Origin of the sequence: Roseomonas sp. CAU 1739, assembly GCF_039839775.1 — a bacterium.
In the GTDB taxonomy this organism is placed as follows: Bacteria; Pseudomonadota; Alphaproteobacteria; order Acetobacterales; family Acetobacteraceae; genus Neoroseomonas.
In genome coordinates, this window is sequence record NZ_JBDOQQ010000012.1 from 26,524 (window position 1) to 47,203 (window position 20,680).

General features: G+C 69.3%; 21 protein-coding genes. 9 read left to right on the forward strand and 12 right to left on the reverse strand.

From position 1 onward, the window contains the following. Window positions 1-51 precede the first annotated feature (51 nt). The 5 genes from AAFN86_RS18690 to AAFN86_RS18710 all read left to right on the forward strand — a co-directional run bounded on the left by AAFN86_RS18690 (window position 52) and on the right by AAFN86_RS18710 (window position 3,786). Window positions 52-1,059, forward strand: a complete 1,008-nt coding sequence (locus tag AAFN86_RS18690; RefSeq protein WP_347544977.1) for an NAD(P)H-quinone oxidoreductase — start codon at window positions 52-54, stop codon at window positions 1,057-1,059. Window positions 1,060-1,075: 16 nt separating this feature from the next. After that, window positions 1,076-1,816, forward strand: coding sequence for an SDR family NAD(P)-dependent oxidoreductase (locus AAFN86_RS18695; RefSeq protein ID WP_347544978.1), 741 nt, complete (start codon window positions 1,076-1,078; stop codon window positions 1,814-1,816). 4 nt (window positions 1,817-1,820) lie between these two features. Continuing rightward, window positions 1,821-2,006, forward strand: coding sequence for a hypothetical protein (locus AAFN86_RS18700; protein ID WP_347544979.1), 186 nt, complete (start codon window positions 1,821-1,823; stop codon window positions 2,004-2,006). Between the two features lie 161 nt (window positions 2,007-2,167). Next, on the forward strand, window positions 2,168-3,025 hold the full coding sequence (locus tag AAFN86_RS18705) for a DMT family transporter (protein ID WP_347544980.1): 858 nt from the start codon (window positions 2,168-2,170) through the stop codon (window positions 3,023-3,025). Continuing rightward, window positions 3,022-3,786 (forward strand): alpha/beta fold hydrolase, encoded by a 765-nt coding sequence (locus tag AAFN86_RS18710; RefSeq protein WP_347544982.1) that lies wholly within the window; start codon window positions 3,022-3,024, stop codon window positions 3,784-3,786. The genes AAFN86_RS18705 and AAFN86_RS18710 overlap by 4 nt, the downstream gene beginning before the upstream one ends. Window positions 3,787-3,871: 85 nt before the next feature. Here AAFN86_RS18710 and AAFN86_RS18715 read toward each other — a convergent pair whose 3' ends face one another. The 5 genes from AAFN86_RS18715 to AAFN86_RS18735 are packed head-to-tail and all read right to left on the reverse strand — an operon-like array spanning window position 3,872 to window position 9,708. Beyond that, entirely contained in the window at window positions 3,872-4,312 is a 441-nt protein-coding gene (locus AAFN86_RS18715; RefSeq protein WP_347544984.1) for a MaoC family dehydratase, read from the reverse strand. Beyond that, a complete protein-coding gene (locus tag AAFN86_RS18720) occupies window positions 4,309-5,844 on the reverse strand; it encodes a CoA-transferase (RefSeq protein ID WP_347544986.1) in 1,536 nt (511 codons plus the stop codon). Before AAFN86_RS18720 ends, AAFN86_RS18715 begins: the two co-directional genes overlap by 4 nt. After that, a complete protein-coding gene (locus AAFN86_RS18725; RefSeq protein ID WP_347544987.1) occupies window positions 5,841-7,850 on the reverse strand; it encodes an ABC transporter ATP-binding protein in 2,010 nt (669 codons plus the stop codon). Before AAFN86_RS18725 ends, AAFN86_RS18720 begins: the two co-directional genes overlap by 4 nt. Continuing rightward, window positions 7,847-8,701 carry an ABC transporter permease gene (locus tag AAFN86_RS18730; RefSeq protein WP_347544989.1) on the reverse strand — a complete coding sequence of 285 codons (855 nt, stop codon included), beginning with the start codon at window positions 8,699-8,701 and terminating at the stop codon, window positions 7,847-7,849. Before AAFN86_RS18730 ends, AAFN86_RS18725 begins: the two co-directional genes overlap by 4 nt. Further along, entirely contained in the window at window positions 8,698-9,708 is a 1,011-nt protein-coding gene (locus AAFN86_RS18735; protein WP_347544990.1) for an ABC transporter permease, read from the reverse strand. Before AAFN86_RS18735 ends, AAFN86_RS18730 begins: the two co-directional genes overlap by 4 nt. 70 nt (window positions 9,709-9,778) lie before the next feature. Here AAFN86_RS18735 and AAFN86_RS18740 point away from each other — a divergent pair, with 70 nt between their 5' ends. Next, the gene (locus tag AAFN86_RS18740) at window positions 9,779-10,552 is read left to right on the forward strand and encodes an enoyl-CoA hydratase/isomerase family protein (RefSeq protein ID WP_347544992.1); all 774 of its coding nucleotides are present in this window, start codon (window positions 9,779-9,781) and stop codon (window positions 10,550-10,552) included. 100 nt (window positions 10,553-10,652) lie between these two features. Here AAFN86_RS18740 and AAFN86_RS18745 read toward each other — a convergent pair whose 3' ends face one another. Continuing rightward, window positions 10,653-12,263 carry an ABC transporter substrate-binding protein gene (locus tag AAFN86_RS18745; RefSeq protein WP_347544993.1) on the reverse strand — a complete coding sequence of 537 codons (1,611 nt, stop codon included), beginning with the start codon at window positions 12,261-12,263 and terminating at the stop codon, window positions 10,653-10,655. Between the two features lie 106 nt (window positions 12,264-12,369). Between AAFN86_RS18745 and AAFN86_RS18750 the strand changes: the two genes are divergently transcribed. The 3 genes from AAFN86_RS18750 to AAFN86_RS18760 are packed head-to-tail and all read left to right on the forward strand — an operon-like array spanning window position 12,370 to window position 14,635. Beyond that, window positions 12,370-13,371 (forward strand): Gfo/Idh/MocA family oxidoreductase, encoded by a 1,002-nt coding sequence (locus AAFN86_RS18750; RefSeq protein ID WP_347544995.1) that lies wholly within the window; start codon window positions 12,370-12,372, stop codon window positions 13,369-13,371. Beyond that, on the forward strand, window positions 13,368-14,165 hold the full coding sequence (locus AAFN86_RS18755) for a shikimate dehydrogenase (protein ID WP_347544996.1): 798 nt from the start codon (window positions 13,368-13,370) through the stop codon (window positions 14,163-14,165). Before AAFN86_RS18750 ends, AAFN86_RS18755 begins: the two co-directional genes overlap by 4 nt. 2 nt (window positions 14,166-14,167) lie before the next feature. Then, the gene (locus tag AAFN86_RS18760) at window positions 14,168-14,635 is read left to right on the forward strand and encodes a MaoC/PaaZ C-terminal domain-containing protein (protein WP_347545215.1); all 468 of its coding nucleotides are present in this window, start codon (window positions 14,168-14,170) and stop codon (window positions 14,633-14,635) included. On the opposite strand, the gene AAFN86_RS18765 is transcribed toward AAFN86_RS18760, so the two are convergent. The 6 genes from AAFN86_RS18765 to AAFN86_RS18790 all read right to left on the reverse strand — a co-directional run bounded on the left by AAFN86_RS18765 (window position 14,610) and on the right by AAFN86_RS18790 (window position 20,488). After that, window positions 14,610-15,764, reverse strand: coding sequence for an acyl-CoA dehydrogenase family protein (locus AAFN86_RS18765; protein ID WP_347544997.1), 1,155 nt, complete (start codon window positions 15,762-15,764; stop codon window positions 14,610-14,612). The two genes, AAFN86_RS18760 and AAFN86_RS18765, sit on opposite strands and share 26 nt — an antisense overlap. Window positions 15,765-15,823: 59 nt before the next feature. Further along, window positions 15,824-16,696 carry a metallophosphoesterase gene (locus AAFN86_RS18770; RefSeq protein WP_347544999.1) on the reverse strand — a complete coding sequence of 291 codons (873 nt, stop codon included), beginning with the start codon at window positions 16,694-16,696 and terminating at the stop codon, window positions 15,824-15,826. 79 nt (window positions 16,697-16,775) lie between these two features. Continuing rightward, the gene (locus AAFN86_RS18775) at window positions 16,776-17,426 is read right to left on the reverse strand and encodes a DNA-3-methyladenine glycosylase family protein (protein ID WP_408906613.1); all 651 of its coding nucleotides are present in this window, start codon (window positions 17,424-17,426) and stop codon (window positions 16,776-16,778) included. After that, window positions 17,423-18,700: a TRAP transporter large permease gene (locus AAFN86_RS18780; RefSeq protein ID WP_347545001.1), complete on the reverse strand. Its 1,278-nt coding sequence runs from the start codon at window positions 18,698-18,700 to the stop codon at window positions 17,423-17,425. The genes AAFN86_RS18775 and AAFN86_RS18780 overlap by 4 nt, the downstream gene beginning before the upstream one ends. 151 nt (window positions 18,701-18,851) lie before the next feature. After that, window positions 18,852-19,448 carry a TRAP transporter small permease subunit gene (locus AAFN86_RS18785; protein ID WP_347545003.1) on the reverse strand — a complete coding sequence of 199 codons (597 nt, stop codon included), beginning with the start codon at window positions 19,446-19,448 and terminating at the stop codon, window positions 18,852-18,854. 65 nt (window positions 19,449-19,513) lie between these two features. Then, window positions 19,514-20,488, reverse strand: coding sequence for a DctP family TRAP transporter solute-binding subunit (locus AAFN86_RS18790; RefSeq protein ID WP_347545005.1), 975 nt, complete (start codon window positions 20,486-20,488; stop codon window positions 19,514-19,516). Between the last annotated feature and the right edge of the window lie 192 nt (window positions 20,489-20,680).

Below are 20,680 nucleotides of genomic sequence, written 5' to 3' on the forward strand. Positions count from 1 at the left end.
CGAAGGGCTGCGGGGAGAATGGTCGCGCCACACGCCAAGGGGGATACGCGCATGGCCAGCCTGCCGCAGGAGATGACGATCATCGACCATGGCGCCGGCGGTGGGCCGGAGGTGCTGGTGCCCGCGCGCGCGCCGGTGCCGGTGCCGAAGCCCGACGAGGTGCTGATCCGCGTCATGGTGACCGGCGTGAACCGCCCCGATGTGCAGCAGCGCAGCGGCAACTATCCGCCGCCGCCGGGGGCGAGCCCCATAATGGGGCTGGAATGCGCCGGGGAGGTCGTCGCCACGGGTGCGGATGTCACCCGCTACAAGCCCGGCGACCGCGTCTGCGCGCTGACCAATGGCGGCGCCTATGCCGAATACTGCGCGGCGCCCGAGGCGCAGACGCTGCCCTGGCCCGCCGGCTACGACGCGACCCGCGCCGCGGCCCTGCCCGAGACCTATTTCACCGTCTGGGCCAACATGTTCGGCCATGGGCAGTTGCAGGCCGACGAGACGGTGCTGGTCCATGGCGGCACCTCCGGCATCGGCGTCACGGCCATCCAGCTGGCCAAGGCCTTCGGCGCGCGCGTTTTCGCCACCGCCGGCAGCGACGACAAATGCGCCGCCTGCCTGCGCTTCGGCGCGGATGCCGCGATCAACTACCGCACCCAGGATTTCGCCGAGGAAGTCCGGCGCCTGACCGACAAGGCCGGCGTCGATGTCATCCTCGACATGGTCGGCGCGGCGTATTTCCAGCGCAACCTGCGCTCCCTGGCGTGGGATGGGCGGTTGGTCCTGATCGCCTTCCTCGGTGGCTTCGAGGTCGACCAGGCCGACCTTCGTCCGATCATGCTCAAGCGCCTGACCGTAACCGGCAGCACCATGCGGCCGCGCACCACGATGCAGAAGGGCAAGCTCGCCGCCGGGTTGGAAGCCAAGGTCTGGCCGATGTTGTCCAAGGGTGCGGTCGGGCCGGAGATCTACCGTGTCTTCCCGCTGGCCGAGGCCGCCGCTGCGCATCGGCTGATGGAAAGCAGCGAGCATATCGGCAAGATCATGCTGAAGGTCGCCGACTGACAGGGAGTTGCCCGCCATGTTCGACCTGACCGGAAAGGTGGCGCTGATCACCGGTGCGACGGGCGGCATCCCCCGCGCCACCGCCACGCTGTTCCGCAGCCTCGGCGCGCATCTGGTGCTCACCGACCTCGACCCCGCCGCGATCGAAGCCTTCGTGGCCAGCCTGCCGGCGGGTGAGCCACGAATCCTTACCGCCCGCGTTGACGTGACCCGGCCCGACCAGGTGGACGAGGCCCTCGCCATGGCCGGCCGCGAATTCGGCGGCATCGACATCCTGGTCACCGGCGCCGGCCTCTATGTCGAGCAGGAGGTCGCCACCATGACCGATGCCGATTGGCGGCAGACCCTCGCGGTCAATCTCGACGGCGTCTTCCACGCCTGCCGCGCGGCCATGCCGCTGCTCCGCAAGGGTGGGTCGATCGTCAACATCGCTTCGATGGCCGGGCATCGCGGATCGGTCCGTCATGCGCATTACGCGGCCTGCAAGGCGGCGGTGCTCGCCTTCACCCGGTCCCTGGTGCATGAGCTCAGCCCGCGCGGCATCCGTGCCAACTGCGTCTCCCCGGGCATCATCGCGACGCCGATGACCGAGGCGATCATGGCACAGAACGGCACCGCGCTGATCGCCGCGACGCCGATGCGCCGATTCGGCACGCCGGAGGAAGTCGCCTCCGTGATCGCCTTCCTGGCCTCCGACGCCGCCGCCTTCGTCACCGGCGAGACGATCCACATCAATGGCGGCCTCTACATGGATTGAGGCGATGTTCCTCGCCTTGCTGGCCGCCGCGGTCCTGCTGGCGCTGCTGGTCGGTCGCCTGCCGCGCGGCGCGGGGCGGGCGCTGGCTGCCGGCGGGGCGGTGCTCGCACTGGTCTGTGCGGCGCTGGTCCGGCTGCGGGCCAGCCATCTGCCGGGCCATGGCCCGCGCCGCTGGCACAACCCGCGCTGAAGCGACCGGCCTTCCAGCCGCAATCCGGCCATGACGGATGCACGCCGCGGCTGAATTGATCGCCGCCCGGCTTTCCAAAAAGTCGTGCATGCGCTCAGATCGGAGTGAAGATACGTCCTTCGTGCGTTTCTTCGAACAAACCGGGACATTCCACCATACCGATGCGCTCGGCCCTGCACCTGTTGATCATTGCAATCCTCCTGTTCGGGGGGGCCTGGCCCGTGACCAAGGCAGCGCTGACCCATGCGACGCCGATGTGGTTCGCGGTCGGCCGTGCCGGGCTCGCCGCCGTCGTCTCCGCCCTTCTGCTTGCCGCGCTGCGCCGGCTGCACTGGCCGCGCCGGGCCGACTGGCCTTCGGTCCTCGCGCTGGGGTTCCTGCAACTCGGCGCCTTCTTCGTGCTTGCTCACGCCGCGGTTGCCATGGTGCAGGCGGGGCGCACCGCGATCATCTCGGCGGTGGTGACCTACTGGCTCATACCGCTGTCGGTCATCGTATTGGGCGAGAAGGTGCCGGCGCATCGCTGGACGGCGGCGGGGCTGGGCCTTGCCGGCGTCGCCGTGCTGGCCGGCCCATGGGCGGTGGACTGGACCGACCAGACGCAGTTGTTCGGCCACCTGATGCTGGTGCTGGCGGCGCTGTTCTGGACCCTGGCCATCGTCACCACGCGGCGCTTCCCGCCGGAAAGCTCGGTCTTCGAATTGCTGCCCTGGTGCTTCGCGCTGGCGACCCTGTTCATCCTGCCCTTCGCGCTTGTTCTCGAGCCGAATGGCGGCATCTTCGGTCCGTCCTGGCCCTTCATGCTGTATATCGGGCTGATCGTGGCACCCATCGGCACCTGGTGCGTCATCGAGGTCGGGCGGCGCCTGCCGGGCGCGGTCGCCTCGGTCGCCTTCCTCCTCGTCCCGGCCTTCGGCGTGCTGGTCAGCAACCTGTGGCTGGGCGAGCCGCTGGGTTGGGACATGCTGCTGGGCGGCGGGCTGATCGTCGCCTCGGTCGTGCTGGCCTCGCGCGAATGATGCTGGCCTGCACCGAGGCCGGGGAGGGGCCGGCGCTGGTGCTGCTGCATGGGCTGTTCGGCGCCGGGCAGAACTGGGGCGGCATCCGCCGCGCGCTGGCGCCGCGATACCGCGTTCTGACGCCCGACCTGCGCAACCATGGCGCATCACCCCGCGCGGCGGCGATGGACTACGCGGCCATGGCGGCCGACATCGCCGAGACGATGGACGCGGCCGGCGTGGCACGCGCCGCGGTACTCGGCCATTCCATGGGCGGCAAGGTGGCGATGGCCCTCGCGCTCGCGCATCCCGACCGGGTCGAGCGGCTGGTCGTCGCCGACATCGCGCCGGTGCGCTACCGGCCGGCGCTGCGCGGGTATATGGACGCCATGCAGGCGCTGCCGCTGCACCCTGGCCTGACGCGGCGCGACGCCGACGCGCATCTCGCCGCCACCATCCCCGAACCCGGCATCCGCGCCTTCCTCCTGCAGAGCCTGCGATTCGAAGCGGAACCGCCGGCCTGGCGGTTGGGCCTGGCCGAACTCGCCGCGGCGATGCCGGTGATCGAGGATTTCGTGCCGCCGCCGGGCGCCACCTATGGCGGCCAGGTGCTGGTGATGGCGGGGGAGAGGTCGGGCTATGTCCGGCCCGAACATCATGCCGCCTTCCAGGCGCTGTTCCCGGCCGTGACCTTCGCCACCATCCCGAAGGCGGGGCATTGGCTGCACTCGGAGAACCCGCCGGGCTTCCTGGCGGCGCTGGAGCCGTTCCTGGCCGCATAGGGCGACACCACCGAGCGGGGGGGGGTAACCGCCGGGGCGGGCGGCGGCACCCGCCCGGCTGGTGCCGCCCGGTGGGAACCTTGTTCTACGCCGGCGGCACCCAGGCGAGGATATGCGTGCCCACCAGGCAGGTCTGCCCATCCTGGTTCACCACCTCCAGCCGTGCACGGGTCCGGGCGCGGCTGTCGTCCACCTCCTCGATGACATAGCGCGCGGTCAGCGTCTCCCCGGCGAAGACCGGGCGGGTGAAGCGGATGCGGTCATAGCCGGCGGAGACCGGCGTGCCGGTTGCTCCGCGCGCGACGGATCGGCGCGACATCATGCTGGCGGTGGTCGACAGCAGGCCCATGACATGCGCGCCATGGGCAATGCAGCGACCGAAGGCGGTGCGCGCGGCGAAGTCGGGGTCGGTGTGCACCGGGTCGACGTCGCCGCTGATGCGGGCGAAGGCGGCGATGTCCTCGGCTTCGATGGTGCGGGTATATTCGGCGGATTCGCCCACCGCGAGGAAGGTCGGCGCCTTCACGGCAGGCGGTCTGCGTTGGCGCGCGCGGGGCGCGCCGGCAGCCGCGCCGCGAGGCCCATCGGCCCATCGGCGAAGATCGCGGCATCCATGACGCGCAACGCCGGCGAGACGACCGGGCGGAACGCCATCGTGCCGATCACGTCGCGTTCCATATCGAGGCCTGGCGCGATCTCGATCAGTTCCGGCCCGGTTTCGCCGAGGCGGAAGACCGCGCGTTCGGTGACATACAGCACCTCCTGCCCGCGTTCCCGCGCATAGGGGCCGGAGAAGGAGATCTGCTCGACCTGCCGCACGGCCTTCTTCGAATCGCCGGCCGTCAGCGTGCCGCCGAACACCACGCGCCCGGCACCCTGGCTGATGTTGATGAAGCCGCCGGGGCCCACGATCCGCCCGCCGAAGCGCGAAACGTTGACGTTGCCCGCCGCGTCGAACTCGGCGAAGGACAGGAAGGCGAGGTCGAGCCCGCCGCCATCGTAGAAATCGAACTGGTAGGGCTGGTCGATCTGCGCGTCGGGGCTGCTCGCCGCGCCGGCCTCGTTGCCGCTCGCTGGCGCGCCGCCGATGTTGCCCTGTTCGTTGGTCAGGCAGATGCGGTCGAGCATCGCCTCCTCCGCCGCGACATTGGCGATGCCGGTCGAGATGCCCGAGCCGAGATTGCAGATGGCGCCTTCGAACAATTCCAGCGCGCCGCGCCGCGCGACGATGCGGCGCGGGCCGGCGGGCAGGCGCGGCACCTCATCCAACGCGACGCGGTGATGGCCGGAATAGGCGGCGCTGTCATAGGTCTCGTAGGTCTGCCACTGGTCCGGCACGATGACGAAGGCGTCGACCAGGATGCCCGGCACCTTCACCATCTTCGGGTGCAGCGTGCCGCGCGGCACGAGTTGCTTGGCCTGCGCGATGACGACGCCACCCTGCCGCCGCACCGCCTGCGCGATGGACAGCATCTCGAGCGTCACCGCCTCATGCTCCATCGACAGGTTGCCGGCCTCGTCGATCGCCGAGCCGCGGATGAAGGCGACGTCCAGCGTGTAGGGCTTGTAGAACAGGTATTCCTCGCCGCGCAGCGTAACGACCTCGATCAGGTCCTCCGTTGCGCACTGGCTCTGCCGACCGCCACCGATGCGCGGATCGACGAAGGTGCGCAGGCCAACCTTGGTGAGCAGCCCCGCACGCCCCGCCGCCATCTCCCGCATCAGCTGCGACATCGCGCCCTGCGGCATGGTATAAGCCTCGATCTTCTCATCCAGCGCCAGGCGCGCGATGCCGGGGCTGTTGACGAAGGTGCCGGACACGACGCGCTTCAGCAGCCCATCCTGCGCCAGATGCCCCGCACCGCGCGTCTTGCCGTCGCCCAGGCCGACCGGATGCAGCGCGGTGATGCCGCGTGGCGCGCCGGTTTCGCGGAAGCGCTTGCCGACCGCCTCCAGCAACGCATCCGGCACCGCATGCCCGCCGCCCGAGCCGCCGATCAGCAGCGTGTCGCCGTCGCGCAACACGGCGGCGGCCTGCTCGGCGGTGATCTGTCTCATGCGGTCCCCAGCAGCGGCTTGAGTGAGCCTGGGGCGTGGCACAGCACACGATGCCCCGGCGCGATCTCGGTGAGTGGCGGCGGTTCGGCGCAGATCGGCTGCGCCACGGGGCAGCGTGCGCGGAAGGCGCAACCCTTCGGCAGGCGCAGCGTGGAAGGGGGTTCGCCGCCCAGCACGATGCGCTGCCGCCCCGGTTCCGGGACCGCCGAGAGCAGCGACACCGTGTAGGGGTGCGCCGGATGCGAGAACAATTCGGCGGCCGGCGCTTCCTCGACGATGCGGCCGAGATACATCACCGCCACGCGGTCGCAGAAGGCGCGCACCACCGCGAGGTCATGCGCGATGAACAGGTAGGACAGACCCATCCGTTCCCGCAGGTCGAGCATCAGGTTCAGCACCTGCGCCTGCACGTTCACGTCGAGTGCCGAGACCGGTTCATCCGCGACGATCAAGGCAGGTTCCAGCGCCAGCGCGCGGGCGATCGAAATGCGCTGCCGCTGTCCGCCGGAGAATTCATGCGGGAAGCGCGCCGCCCAGGCCGGGTTCAACCCGACCGTGTCGAGCAGCGCGCCGATGCGCTCACGCGCCTCGGCCGCGTCCTTCGCACGCCCGTGCACCAGCAACGGCTCGGCGAGGATGTCGCCGATCCGCATGCGCGGGTTGAGGGACGCATAGGGGTCCTGGAACACCATCTGCAATCGCGGGCGCAGCCGTCGCAGTTCCTCGCCGCTGAGGGTGGCGATGTCCTGACCGTCGAAGCGGATATGCCCGGCATCCGGCGTGTGCAGCCGCGTTACCAGCCGCGCCAGCGTGGACTTGCCGCAGCCGCTTTCGCCCACGATGCCAAGCCGTTCGCCCGGCATGATGTGCAGCGAGACACCGTTGACGGCATGCACCACCTCGCGCTCGCCGAAGAAGGACTTCTTCGGCAAGGGGAAATGCTTGACCAAGCCTTCCGCGACCAGCAGCGGTTCGGCGGTGGATGCGACCGGCGGCTTGGCGTGGGCGGGAATGTTCGGCGGCGGCAGGCTGCGCCCATCAGCCGTCACCCAGCAGCGCGCCAGGCGACCGGGTGCGACTTCGACCAGCGGCGGTCTTTCGCTGCCGCAGCGGGATATGCGCCAGGGGCAACGCGGCGCGAAGCGGCAGCCCTGCGGCATGGCGAGGGGGTCGGGCGGCATGCCCTCGATGCCCGGCAGGCGATCCGCCACGGGTGCATCGAGCCGCGGCACCGCATTGGCCAGCGCCCAGGCATAGGGGTGGCGCGGATCGGACAGTACCGCGGCCGTCGGTCCTTCCTCCACCACCTCGCCCGCATACATCACCACGATGCGCCTGCAGATCGTGCCGATCACGCCGAGGTCGTGGCTGATCAGCACGATCGCCGTGCCGAACTTCTCGTTGAGACCTGCCAGCAGATCGAGGATCTGCGCCTGGATGGTGACATCCAGCGCCGTCGTCGGTTCATCCGCGATCAGCAGCGTCGGGTCGTTCGCCATGCCCATGGCGATCATCACCCGCTGGCGCATGCCGCCCGAGAATTGATGCGGAAAGGATCCCGCGGCGCGCTCCGGCGAGGCAACGCCCATCCTGCGCAGCAATTCGATCCCGTGCCGCCGCGCCGCGCGCCTGTCCATGCGGCCATGCGCGACGACGTGTTCCGTCACCTGTCGCAGGATGCGCAGCACCGGGTTAAGCCCGGTCAGCGAATCCTGGAATACCATCGCGGCATTGGCGCCGCGCCAGGCCGTCAACTCGCGCTTCGACATGGTCAGCACGTCGCGGCCTTCGAACAGCACCTGGCCGTCCTCGATGCGCGCCGGAGGATCGAGCAGCCGCATCAGCGACTGCGCCGTGACCGACTTGCCCGACCCGCTTTCGCCGACGATGCCGAGCGTCTCACCCTTCGCCACGCTGAAGGACACGCCATCCACCGCGCGCACCGGCCCGGCATCGGTGTGGAACACGGTCACCAAGTCACGGACGTCGAGCACCGGCGCGCTCACCGGCTTTGCGCCTTCGGATCGAGCCAATCGCGCAACCCGTCACCGAGGAAGTTAAAGCCGACCACGACGGACAGGATGGCGATGCCCGGAAATGTCGCGACCCACCATTGTTCGACCAATTCGCGTCCCTCCGCGATCATCGAGCCCCATTCGGGCGTCGGCGGCACCACGCCGAGGCCGAGGAAGGACAGCCCCGCGAAGGTCAGGATGGCGATGCCGAGGTCGAGCGTGCAGAGCACCGCGATCGGTCCGAAGGTGTTCGGCAGGATGTGGCGGAACAGGATGCGCTTCTGCGGCAGGCCGACCACCGTCGCGGCTTCCACATATTCCTGGCTGCGCTGCACGATGGCGAGGCTGCGCGCCAGCCGTGCGAATTTCGGCCACCACACCACCAGCATCGCGATGATGGTGTTGGTCGTGCCGATGCCGAGTGCAGCCGCCAGGGCCAGCGCAAGAATGATCGGCGGGAAGCACAGCACCAGGTCGGTGAAGCGCATCAGCGCTTCCTCACCCCAGCCGCGCAGCCAGGCGGCGAGGATGCCGACGGCCGTTCCGAACGCCGCCCCGATCAACACGACCGAGAAGCCGGCGAGCAGCGAGACGCGCGACCCGAACAGCAGGCGCGAGAACACGTCGCGGCCAAGGATGTCGGTGCCGAGCCAATGTTCCGCCGACGGTGCGGCCAACCGGTTGGCGATATCCTGCGCGTCGGGCGGATAGGGCACGATCCAAGGTGCGAGGATCGCCACCAGGATCCAGGCCAGCACGATCGCCCCGCCCGCCCAGGCGAGCCCGTAGCGCCGGATGCGGCGGCGCATCCGCGAGGCCGGCATGGCGGCCGTCGCACTCATCGCCGCACCCGCGGGTCGAGCATCGCATAGGACAGGTCGACCAGCAGGTTCACCAGCAGGTAGGTCGCCGAGACGACCAGCGTGATGCCCATGATCGCCGGGAAATCCAAGGCCGCCGCCGAGCGGAAGGTGTATCGGCCAAGCCCGGGCCAGGAGAAGATCGTCTCCGTCATCACCGCCCCGGTCAGCAGGTTCGCATAGGCCAGCCCGCCCAGCGTCACCACCGGCACCAGCGCATTGCGCAGTGCGTGCTGCAGCACCACCGCGCGTTCCACCAGCCCCTTGGCGCGCGCCACGCGTACATAGTCCTGGTGCAGGCATTCCAGCATCGCCGCGCGCGTGGTGCGCGTGATCAGCCCGAGCGTGGCCGCCGCCAGCACGATCGAAGGCAGCACCAGATGGGCAAGTGCGTCATGGAAGGTCTCCCAATCCCCGGCCATGGCGCTGTCCCACAGGAAGAATCCCGTGCCGCCTTCTGGCGCGAAGGCGATCGGGTCCAGCCGTCCCGGCCCTGGCGCCCAGCCGAGCCAGCCGTAGAAGATCGCGAGGAAGATGAAGGCGAGCCAGAAGGTCGGGGCCGAGACGCCCAGCAGCGACACCGCCCGCGCCACCGCATCCACCATGCTGTCCCGCCAGACAGCCGCCGCGACGCCAAGCGGGATGCCGATGACAAGGGCCATGATGAAGGAGACGGTGGCGAGTTCGATCGTCGCCGGCGCGTATTGCGCGATGTCCTCCAGCACCGGCCGCCGCGTCGCGATGGAGGTGCCGAGATCGCCGTGCAGCAAGCCGTTCAGGAATATCCAGTAGCGGTCCCACAACGGCAGATCGAGGCCCCACTTCGCCCGCCATTGGGCGACGACCGCTGGGTCGGAGGCGAGGATGTCGCCAAGCTGCGCGAGCACCGGATCGCCGGGGACGTAGTTGGAGATGAGGAAGATGACGAGGCTCGCCAGCAGCGCCATCACCACGGCCGAGACCAGTCGTATGGCGATGTAACGCAGCAAGCGGCGGTTTCCTTCCTTTATGGGACATGCTGCACTCGGGCCGTCACGACAATCAAGATGGCAACGGAGGATGACGATGGACGGAGCGGTGACGGTGACGATGCGTGGCCCCGTCGCGGAACTGCTGCTGGACCGCCCGGCCAAGCACAATGCCGTAACGCCAGCCATGGCTGCCGCGATCGCCGAGGCGGCCCGCGCCATCGATGCCGATGACGCCGCACGGGTCGTGTTGCTGCGCGGCGCGGGGGAACGGGCCTTTTGCGCGGGCAGCGACCTCAATTCGCTCGCCGCGTATCCCAGCACCTGGCATTTCCGCAACCGGGTGGAATACGCGACCGCCATCCGCAACATCCGCAAGCCGGTGATCGCGGCGTTGCAGGGCTGGACGCTGGGCGGCGGGGCGGAAATGGCGCTGGGCGCCGATATCCGCGTCGCGGCGGACGGCACGCGCTTCGGCTTCCCCGAGGTCACGCGGGGCTGGGTCGGCGGCGGTGGTGCGTCGCAGATGCTGCCGCGCATGATCGGTGCGGCGCGCGCCATGCGCATGCTGATGACCGGCGACCCGATCGAGGCCGCCGAGGCGCAGTCGCTCGGCCTGTTCGACCAGGTGGTGCCGCAGGCCGAATTGTTGGCGGCAGCGCAGGCGCTGGCCGAGAAGATCGCCGGATTCAGCCCTGTCGCCGTGCAGTCGGTGAAGGCTGCCGTGCGCATGGCCATGGAGGCGCCGCTGACTGCGGGCCTGCTCTATGAGAACGAGATGAACGTCCTGTGCTTCTCGGCGGGCGATCACCTGGAAGGGATCCGTGCCTTCGCCGAGAAGCGAGGCGCGGCCTTCACGCGGTAGGGCAGGCCCCGATCAGGTGGGAACACCTGATCGGGTGAAGATGCCCGGAAAAACAAAGGGCTGGAGTCGCTGCCGTGAGCCAGGGCGAACGGAAGCGACACTAGGCCGGGCGGACCTTTCCGGTCTCCAGCTGCCAGCCCGCCGCCGTCAGCGGGAAGGCGCCGATCGTGTTGCGTACCGCGATCTGGTAGGTCGGCTGGAACAGGATGAAGTGGTGGGCGACGTCCACCACGCCGCGCTGCCATTCCACCCACAGACCGGCTGCCTTCTCGAGGTCCTGTTCCTCCGATGCGCGCTTGACCAGGTCCGTCATCGCCTGCGGCACCGTCCAGTGCACGCGCCGCGCGACGCGTTCCACCACCGCCGAGGCCCACAGATCGTTCGACACCGCCGGCGGATTCCAGAAGGTCAGCACGCCGCCGGCCAGCCGCCCCTGGGTATAGACGGTGCGCAGGTTGACCTGATCCATCGGGTTCAGCCGCACGCGGATGCCGACGCGCGCGAGGTCCGCCTGCAGCTTCTGACCCAGCACCTGATACGAGATGCCGGCGACCGCGGCATTGCCGTAGGCGATCTCCATCTCGAACCCGTCCGGCACGCCGGCGGCCTGCAGCATCTGCCGCGCGCGGTCGAGATTGGTGTTGAAGCCGACCTCGCGCGCGATGCGCTCGGTGCTGCCATTCACGCCGATCGGCAGGAAATGCGCCGGCCGCACGGCCGCGCCGCCGAGCAGGCTGCCCAGGATGCCGTCATAGTCGATCGCATAGCCGATCGCGTGGCGCGCTTCCTTCTTCGCCAGCACGGGGTTCGCCGCCGGGCTCTCGGTCACCGCCATGTAGACGAAGTCGAGGCTCGGCATGCGGTCGATGCGCACCGTGGTATCGCCGCGCAGTGTCGCGATCTGCTCGGGAATCAGGTTGAACGCGGCGGCCACGTCGCCGCGCCGCACCGCGAGCAGCTGGGCAGCACTGTCCGACAGATGCCGGATCACCACGCGCTCGAACGGCGAAGCACCGCCCCAATAGTGCGGGTTGCGCACCAGCTGGATCTGGCTGTTGCGTTCCCACCGCACCAGGCGGAACGGGCCGGTGCCGGCGGAGTTGTTGTTCAGCCAGTCGGTCGCCTTGTCGGATTGCTGCGCGTCGGCGGCGTCGGTGCCGCCCTGTGCCATCACCGCAGCCTTCTCCAGGATGCCGTTCCCCGGTGCGGCGAGGATCGGCAGCACCGGCGCATTCGGTGCATTCATGATGAAGTCGACGGTCTTGGGATCGACGACTTCCACCCGATCGACCGATTTCAGATACTGCTGAGTCTGTTCCTTCATGTTCAGCAGCCGCATGAAGGTCCAGCGAACATCCTCGGCCGTCAGCGGATTGCCGGAGGCGAACTTCACGCCATCGCGCAGCGTGAAGCGCCAGCCGCGGCCATCGGGCGTGCGCTGCCACGATGTCGCGAGCGCCGGCTTCACATTCACCAGGTCATCGGGCGTGAGCGTCACCAGCGCGTCATAGGTGGCGGCCAGCGTCATCGGCGGCGTGTACTGCGCCTGTCGCACCGGATCGAGCGTGATGGTGTCGCTGATGTCGATGCCGAGCACGAGCGTGGTGTTGCGCGCCTGCGCCAGCACCTTCTCAGGCAGCATCGGCAGCATGGCGGCAGACAGGCCCAGCATGCGCGCAAGCGTGCGCCGGTCGATCACGGTAGCTGTCATGGTATGAAATCCTCCTGCGGACCCTTGTGTCAGGTCATCGTGGGGGGCAGCCTAGCCTCCGCCAGCAACGGCGTGGAAGCCGGAATCGGTGGGGAGAGAACGCGCCATGACAATCGGCGTCGGCATCATCGGCCTCGGCATGGCCGTGACGCCGCATATGCTCGCATTGCGCGAGCTTGAGGCCATGGGGCGCACGCGCATCGTCGGCGGATTCGCGCCATCCGCCGCGCGGCGCGAAGCCTTCGTGTCACGCTGGGCTGCCGCTGCATTCGATAGTCTTGATGCATTGCTGGCGGCACCGGGCCTCGAACTGGTGCTTATCCTTGCCCCGCCTGGCGAACACCTGCCGATCGCCGAACGCGCCGCCGCAGCCGGCAAGCACATGATCGTCGAAAAGCCGCTCGAACGTACCGTCGCGCGCGCGGAAGCATTGGCGGAACTGGCCGAGCGTGCCGGCGTGCGCGCATCGGTCTGCTTCCAGCACCGCTTCCGTCCCGGCGCGCTGGAATTCGCGCGGCGGCTGCGCGCCGGCGACCTCGGCACGCCGCTCAGCGCCTCGGCCAGCATCCGGTGGTGGCGCGATGCCAACTACTTCGCGCAGCCCGGCCGCGGCACCATGGCGCGCGACGGCGGCGGCGTCCTTCTGACCCAGGCGATCCACACCATGGACCTGCTGCTGCACCTGATGGGCCCTGTGCGCGACGTCGCCGGCTTCGCGCGCAACGCCGGCCTGCGCGCGACCGACACCGAGGATATCGCCGCCGCAGCCATCCGTTTCGAGAACGGCGCGCTGGGCGTGATCGACGCCACCTCCGTCGCCCGTCCCGGCTTTCCCGAGCGCATCGAGATCGCCGGCACGAGGGCCAGCGCGCTGCTGATCGGCAATCGCCTGGAATGGTATGCCGGCGATGGCGCACCCGAGGTGATCGACCCCGGCAGCGGCACCGGCGGCGGTGCCGATCCCATGGCCTTCGACCACGGTCCGCATCGCGCACTGATTACCGAGATGCTCGACGCGATCACCGAAGGTCGCGCGCCATCGAACGATGCCCGCAGCGCGCTGCATGTCCAGCGCCTGATCGAATCCTGGCTGGAGGGCCGCCCATGACCGTCACCGGTGCCACGCGCCTCTACGCCATCATCGGCGATCCGGTCGCGCCGTTGCGTTCCCCGGCCTTCTTCAACGCGGCCTTCGCGCGGCTGGGTCTCGACGCTGCCTTCGTCGCTTTCCAGATCCCCGCCGGCGCGCTGGAACGCGCCTGGCCGGGGCTGCTGGCGATGCAGAATCTCGACGGCATCGTCATCACCATGCCGCACAAGGAAGCCGCTCTGGCGCTGTTGGCGGATCTTGGCCCGACCGCGCGGCTGACGCATTCGGTCAACACCATCCGCCGCCGGCCCGACGGTGCCTTCGAGGGCGACATGTTCGATGGCGAGGGCTTTCGCGATGGCCTGGAACGCGCCGGCCATCCGCCGCGCGGCCGGCGCATCCTGCAGGTCGGCTGCGGTGCGGCTGGCACCGCCATCGCCTGCGCCCTGGCACGGGCCGGCGCGGGGGAACTTACCCTGCATGACAGCATGCCGGCCCGGCTGGATGCGTTGAAGGCGCTGCTCGCCACGCATTTCCCGGCCACGCGCGTGGTTGCCGGCCCGCCCGACCCGCGCGGCTTCGACATCGTGGTGAATGCGACGCCGCTCGGCCTGCGGCACGGCGATCCGATGTCGATCGATGCCGGGCTGCTGGTGGCTTCGCAGGTCGTTGCCGACGTGATTCCGAACCCGGAGGTCACGCCGCTGGTCGCCGCGGCCCGCGCCATTGGCTGCGCGACGACGACCGGGCGCAACATGCACGAAGGCCAGGCGCGCCTTGCCGCCGCCTATCTCGGCATCAAGGGCTGGTGACCATGCTGGATGACGATCGCCTGCTGTATGACGACATCGCCGACGATCTTGCCTGGGAAACGCCGGGCATCACCGTGACGGAAAGTCATATCTTCGCCTTCGCCGGTCTCTCCGGCGATTTCTACGAAATCCATGTCGATGACGACTACGCCCGCGCTCTCGGCTATCCGGGTCGCGTTGCCCATGGGCTGCTTGGCCTCGCGCTGGCGGATGGGTTGAAGAACCGCTCGCGGGTGCGGCTGGCCGCGATCGTCTCGCTCGGCTGGCGCTGGCGCTTCGCCGGCCCGATCATGGTGAATGACCGGGTACAGGCGCGCATCAAGGTCATTGGCAAGCGCACGACACGCCACGCCGACCGCGGCATCGTTACGCTGGACCTGACTCTGTTCAACCAGAAGGGCGAGGTGATCCAGGCCGGCGAGAACGACCTGATGGTGCACCGCGCTATCCCAGCAGCGTCCGCGCCATGATCATGCGCTGGATCTGGTTGGTGCCCTCATAGATCTGCGTGATCTTGGCGTCGCGATACAGCCTTTCGACGCGCACGCCGCGGATGTAGCCCGACCCGCCGTGGATCTGCACCGCATCCGCCGTGCGCGCCACCGCGGCATCGGCGGCAAAGCACTTCGCCATGCTGGCCGCGAGCGTCGCCCGCCCCCCACCATCCAGCAGCCGTGCCGCCTCCATGATCATCAGCCGCGCCGCCTGGATGTCCTTTCCCATGTCGGCGATCATCCACTGCACCGCCTGGAACTCGGCGATCGGCTTCGCGAACTGCACGCGCTGCTTCGCGTAGGCGATGCTCTCCTCCAGTGCGGCCATCAGGATGCCGAGTGCGAGCGCCGCGATGCCCACACGCCCCTTGTCGAGCACCGACATCATCATGTGGAAGCCGCGCCCCTCCGTGCCGAGCAGCGCATCTCCCGGCAGCCGCACATCGTCGAAGGCGAGCCCGCCGACCGGCGAGGCGCGCTGCCCCATCTTGTGTTCGCGGCGCCCGCGCGACACGCCGGCGGCATCCAGATCCACCAGGAACACCGACATGCCGCGATGCCCGGCCGCCGGATCGGTGCGCGCCAGCACGGCGGCGAAATCGGCGACCGGCGCATTGTGGATCCAAAGCTTGGCACCGTTCAGCACCCAGCCCGCGCCGTCGCGCCGCGCCTCGGTCTTCAACGAACCGAGGTCCGAGCCCGCGCCTGCTTCCGTCAGCGCATAGGCGCAGCGCCGGTCGGCCTTCAGCAGCGGCGCCAGGTAGCGCGCCTGCTGCGCCGCGCTGCCATGCTGCGTCAGCAGCGTCCCGAGCAATTCCACCAGCCCCACCTGGTCGGCGACCGAGGCATAGCCGCGCGACAATTCCTCCATCACCAGCGCATAGGCGAGCGCATCCGCCCCCGCGCCGCCGAGGGCCTCTGGGACCGTGATGCCGAACAGCCCGGCCTCGGCCAGGCTGCGATACAGATCGGCGGGATAGCGCTCGCTGTCGTCAAGCTCCGCGGCGACGGGTGCGACCTCTGCCGACGCGAAGCGACGCGCCGTGTCGCGCATCGCGGCATGAATTTCGGACAGGCCCTGCGCGTCGAGCAACTCGATGGTCATGTGGCCTCGCAGACATTTCCTCGTTGCCGCGAAGTCTGCACCCGGCGCGCCGCCCGCGCCTAGCCGGTGATCGCCACCAGCGTGATCTCCGGCGGCACGCCGAAGCGCACCGGGAAGGTGCTGATGCCGAGTCCGCCCGACACGACCAGGTCGCGGCCCTGTTCGCGCACATGCCCCCAGGCGTATCGATTGCCGTAGCGCGACGAGGTGCGCGGGGACCAACCCAGAAGCCGCACCTGCCCGCCATGCGTATGACCGCTGAAGGTCACGGCGGCGCGGCCGGGCAATGTCGCGAAGATGTCGGGTTCATGGGCCATCAGCAGCAGCGGCGCATCGCCGGTCACCTGGCCCAGCAGCTTCGGCACATCCTGCGCGCCCCGATGGGTTCCGAAAGCCCACTGCGAATCAAGCCCGCCGACCAGCACCGGCCCCGCGCGCACCACCTGGTTGCGCAGCACCGGAATGCCGACAGCCTCCAGCGCGCGGGCCAGGGCGGTGACGGCGCCGGGCCCGCGCCGCATGGCCTCGCGATCCTCCCACCAGTCGTGGTTGCCGTTCACCGCGAAGACGCCGAGTGGCGCGCGCAGCGCCGCCAGTCGCCGCGCCACATCCGCATGCGGGATGACCCGGGTGACCATTCGGCAGGACGGCCCGAAATCGCCGGGCATCAGCACCAGGTCGGGGGCCAACGCATTGGCCCGCGCGACGATGTGCTCGATCCGCGCTTCATCCATGAACGGTGCACCGGCGTGGAGGTCGGACAGCACCGCGACCTTCAGCGTCAGCCCCGTCGCCCAGCCGGTTGGCCGCACGGCGTGGTGCTGCACGGCCAGCCGGAGAAAGGGCTCGACGCCGAAGCCATAGGCCGCAAGCCCGCCCCCGGCGGCCACCATGCCGCCCAGCCCCGTGATGATGCCGCGCCGTCCGATCATGCCGACATATTGCAGCTGCGAAGATGGCGGTCTCGCGGCGAGCATGGCTGCACGCCTACCGCGGCGACCGTGCGCCGGATCAGATCGCCTTGGGCTGGCGGAACCGCCCTTCCTTGTGCAAATCGGCCGCGCGCCAGAAATACCAGGCTGCGGTGGTGCGATAGGGTGCCCAGGCTTCCCCGATGGTGGCGAAGGCGCGCGGCTTTGGCTGTTCCTCCAGGCCGGCTGCCACGCGATAGCCTTCGCGCACGCCGAAATCGTCCACCGGCAGGATATCGGCGCGGCCGAGCGTGAAGATCAGCAGCATCTCCACCGTCCAGCGCCCAACCCCGCGCAGCGGCACCAGCCGCTCGATCAGGTCGTCATCCGACAGTCGCCGCGCGACCGTGCGCGTCGGCACTACGCCCGCGGCCGCCTTCTCGGCGATGTCGCGGATGGCCAGCACCTTGTTGCCCGAAAGCCCGCAGGCGCGCATCTGCTCGGGCGTCAGCGCCAGCACGGCCTCGGGCGGGGGAAATCCCGGCCCGGCGGTGCAGCAGCCCAGGAAGCGGCCGAGGATCGCCTCCGCCGCCCGACCATGCACCTGCTGATGCGCGATGGCGCGCACCAGCGCCTCATAGGGCTGGCGCTTGGCGACGGTCAGCGTGCAGGGCCCGACCTGGCGGATCACCGCCTTCATCATCGGGTCACGCCGGAGGTGCTTCAGCGCCTCCGGCGTGCCGATGCTCACCGGAACACCAGGTGCGGCAGCACCAGCGTGATGGCCGGCACATAGGTGATCACCATCAGGCAGGCGAAGACCACGGCGATGAAGACGGCGAGCGGCTTCATCATCGTGTCGATGCTGCACCCGGCCACCTGCGCGGCGGCGAACAGGTTCACGCCGAAGGGCGGCGTGATCATCCCCAGTGCCAGGTTCACCACCATGATGGTGCCGAAATGCACGCCGTCCACGCCCACGCGCTGGGCCGCCTCCTGCAGGATCGGCGCCAGCACAATGATCGACGCCGAGGTTTCGATGAACATGCCGACGACGAACAGGAACAGGTTTACCACCAGCAGGTAGGCCGCCGGGCTGTCGAAGGATGTGGCAAGCCAGGCGGCGGCCGCATCCGGCACGTTCTGCCGGTTCAGCAGCCAGGAGAACAGCGCCGCGCAGGCGATGATGAACATGATCACCGCGCTGCTGATCACCGATTTGCGGAAGATCGGGAACAGGTCGCGCAGCCCGATCTCCCGATGCAGGAACATGCCCACGATCAGCGCATAGACCACCGCGATGACCGAAGCCTCCGTGGGCGTGGTGATGCCGCCATAGATGCCGCCCAGGACCACCACCGGCATGACCAGTGCGAAGCCGGCCTGCTTCGTCGCGGTCAGGAAGGGCAGGCGGCCGACGCCGTCCTCCTTGCCCCAGCCCTTGATGCGGCACCAGATCAGCACGGTCACGATCAGCGCGCCGCCGATCAGGAAGCCCGGCCCGAAGCCCGCGATGAACAGCTCGGGGATCGAGGTCTGCGTCGTCACGCCATACAGGATCATCGGGATCGACGGCGGGATAATGACGCCGAGTTCGGCGGCTGTCGCCTGCAGCGCCGCGGCGAAGGCGACCGGATAGCCCGCGCGCACCAGGGCCGGGATCATGATGGCGCCGATGGCGAAGGTGGTCGCGACCGACGACCCGCTGATCGCCGCGAAGATCATGCAGGTGACCACGCAAGTCGCCGGCAGCCCGCCCTGCACGCCACCCACGATGGACCGCGCGAATTCCACCAGCCGGCGCGAGATGCCGCCGACATCCATGATGTTGCCGGCCAGGATGAAGAACGGGATGGCCGCCAGCGGAAACTTGTCGAGGGCGACGAACAGCTGCTGCGCCGCGACGATCAGCGGAAAGGAGGTGAAGCCGGCGATGCCGACCACCGCCGCGATGCCGATGGCGAGGGCGACCGGGATGCTGATGGCGAACAGCACCAGCATCGCCGTGAGCATGGTACCGCTCATGGTTCATTGCTCTCAGACGGCGGGCGCCGGCCGTCCGGCCGGCTTGCCTTCGCGCCGCGCACTGGTGCTCTGGCGGCGGTGGGCGGGGTGGGCGCGGTCGCGCCGTGCGCTCCGGGCGCGCTGTCCGCGCGCCTTGTGGGGGTGGGTCGGATCATACGGCCAGGTCCAATTCTTCGGAGCGGCGGTCGAGGAAATGCGCGACGACGCCAACCATGGCGAAGACCGCCCCGATGGGAATGGCCGCATAGCCCCAGGACATCGAGACCTCGAGCCCCGCCATTTCCTGGAACTGCACCCGTTCGGCCATCATCCAGCCGAACCAGAACATGATGCCGAGCATCGTCAGCGCGCAGGCAAGCGCTGCCGCTTCCAGCCCGCGGCGGAGCGCACCGGAGGAATACCGATGCGCCACGTCGATCGACACCAGCGCCCCGGCGCGCAGCGCCACGGCCACGCCCAGGAACGCCATCCAGATCAGCGCCGTGCGCACCAGCGCCTCGGACCAGACGGAAGGGGTCTCGGTGGCGAAGCGCGCCACCACCTGCCAAAGCCCCGCCAGCACCGCGACCGTCAGCGCAAGGCTTGCCCCGATGGCCGCGATCGCCGTGGTGAAACGGTCGGCCAGCAATATCGCGCGGCGGACGCCATCGCGCGCGGCACCCCCCGACCCGGCCCACAGCGCCAGCGCGACAACGGCAAGCGTCGCCGCCACCGTCACCTGCAGCGGCAGCACGTTCATCGCATTCATCGACACCCCCCACACAGCGATCGGGGCGCGGGCCTGGCCGCGCCCCGTTCAGTCACACGCCCCAATCAGTTCGGCTGCCAGTCGCGGATGCGGCGAAGCGTCGCGGCATCCAGCGTCCGCTCCCATTCCGCGAAGGCGGGCGCGAGCGCGGCCTGGAAGGCGGCGGTGTCCACCTCGGTGATCACCGTCATGCCCCGGCGGCGCAACTCGGCCACGCCGGCCTCGTCATCGGCGGTGACGCGGGCGCGGTTGGCGCGCTGCGCTTCCACCGCCGCCTGCTGGAACAGCGCGCGGTCGGCGGCGTTCAGCCGGCCCACCGTCTGCGGGTTGCAGATCATCACCTGCGGCGAATAGACGTGCCGCGTCATGGTCATGTAGCGCTGCACCTGGTTCAGGTTGTTCGCCACGATCACCGAGATCGGGTTCTCCTGCCCGTCCACCGTGCCCTGCTGCAGGGCGGGGACCAGCTCACTGAACGCCATCGGCGTCGGCAGCGCGCCAAGCGTGGTGAAGGCGCGCATATGCACCTGGTTCTCCATGGTGCGGATCTTGAGGCCGCGCATGTCGGCCGGCGTGTTCACCTCGCGGCGCGAATTGGTCAGGTTGCGGAAGCCGTTCTCGATCCAGATCACGCCGACCAGGCCGCGCGCGGGGAAGCGGGCAAGCACCTGCTGGCCGATGTCGCCGTCGAGCACGCCGCGCGCATGCGTCGCGTCGCGGAACAGGAACGGGACGTCGAAGACGCGCACCTCCGGCACGAAGTTCCCGACCGGGCCGGTGGAGGTGAAGGTGCAGTCGATGGTGCCGATCTGCACGCTCTCGACCATCTCGCGCTCATTGTCGTTGCGCTGGACGACGACGCTGTAGCGGCCATTGGTCAGGCGCTCGAAGGCGTCCTTGAAGGTGGAGGCGCCGACGCCGGTGTGGCTGTTGGCGGGCAGGGCGTGCTGCACGGTGATCTGCGTCTGCGCCAGGGCGGGGGCTGAGGCAAGCGGGGCGGCGAGCGCCGCGGCCAGGGCCAGCCGTCGGGTCAGGGTCATGCGTGCGCTTCCTCCATGTTTGATTGTCGTTGCGGGCACTTAGCCGGGCTGCGGTGCCGCTGGCAATGGCAGCCTCGGCGACATCGCTGATGCTGTCTCGTTATTGGGCGTCTGCCGCAATCGTGGAGTGGCAATTGTTGAGCCAGCGCTGCGGAGGCCGGGCGGGCTCTGGCTGCGGCATGGCGTCGCGTG

What these genes read in the sequence shown, in the direction of transcription:
- AAFN86_RS18705 (WP_347544980.1), top strand. Translation starts at nt 2,168, where the DNA reads ATGCGCTCGGCCCTGCACCTGTTGATCATTGCAATCCTCCTGTTCGGG.
- AAFN86_RS18780 (WP_347545001.1), bottom strand. Translation starts at nt 18,700, where the DNA reads ATGAGCGGTACCATGCTCACGGCGATGCTGGTGCTGTTCGCCATCAGC.
- AAFN86_RS18700 (WP_347544979.1), top strand. Translation starts at nt 1,821, where the DNA reads ATGTTCCTCGCCTTGCTGGCCGCCGCGGTCCTGCTGGCGCTGCTGGTC.
- AAFN86_RS18755 (WP_347544996.1), top strand. Translation starts at nt 13,368, where the DNA reads ATGACCGTCACCGGTGCCACGCGCCTCTACGCCATCATCGGCGATCCG.
- AAFN86_RS18750 (WP_347544995.1), top strand. Translation starts at nt 12,370, where the DNA reads ATGACAATCGGCGTCGGCATCATCGGCCTCGGCATGGCCGTGACGCCG.
- AAFN86_RS18785 (WP_347545003.1), bottom strand. Translation starts at nt 19,448, where the DNA reads ATGAATGCGATGAACGTGCTGCCGCTGCAGGTGACGGTGGCGGCGACG.
- AAFN86_RS18765 (WP_347544997.1), bottom strand. Translation starts at nt 15,764, where the DNA reads ATGACCATCGAGTTGCTCGACGCGCAGGGCCTGTCCGAAATTCATGCC.
- AAFN86_RS18790 (WP_347545005.1), bottom strand. Translation starts at nt 20,488, where the DNA reads ATGACCCTGACCCGACGGCTGGCCCTGGCCGCGGCGCTCGCCGCCCCG.
- AAFN86_RS18710 (WP_347544982.1), top strand. Translation starts at nt 3,022, where the DNA reads ATGATGCTGGCCTGCACCGAGGCCGGGGAGGGGCCGGCGCTGGTGCTG.
- AAFN86_RS18740 (WP_347544992.1), top strand. Translation starts at nt 9,779, where the DNA reads ATGACGATGGACGGAGCGGTGACGGTGACGATGCGTGGCCCCGTCGCG.
- AAFN86_RS18720 (WP_347544986.1), bottom strand. Translation starts at nt 5,844, where the DNA reads ATGAGACAGATCACCGCCGAGCAGGCCGCCGCCGTGTTGCGCGACGGC.
- AAFN86_RS18770 (WP_347544999.1), bottom strand. Translation starts at nt 16,696, where the DNA reads ATGATCGGACGGCGCGGCATCATCACGGGGCTGGGCGGCATGGTGGCC.
- AAFN86_RS18695 (WP_347544978.1), top strand. Translation starts at nt 1,076, where the DNA reads ATGTTCGACCTGACCGGAAAGGTGGCGCTGATCACCGGTGCGACGGGC.
- AAFN86_RS18745 (WP_347544993.1), bottom strand. Translation starts at nt 12,263, where the DNA reads ATGACAGCTACCGTGATCGACCGGCGCACGCTTGCGCGCATGCTGGGC.
- AAFN86_RS18760 (WP_347545215.1), top strand. Translation starts at nt 14,168, where the DNA reads ATGCTGGATGACGATCGCCTGCTGTATGACGACATCGCCGACGATCTT.
- AAFN86_RS18730 (WP_347544989.1), bottom strand. Translation starts at nt 8,701, where the DNA reads ATGAGTGCGACGGCCGCCATGCCGGCCTCGCGGATGCGCCGCCGCATC.
- AAFN86_RS18690 (WP_347544977.1), top strand. Translation starts at nt 52, where the DNA reads ATGGCCAGCCTGCCGCAGGAGATGACGATCATCGACCATGGCGCCGGC.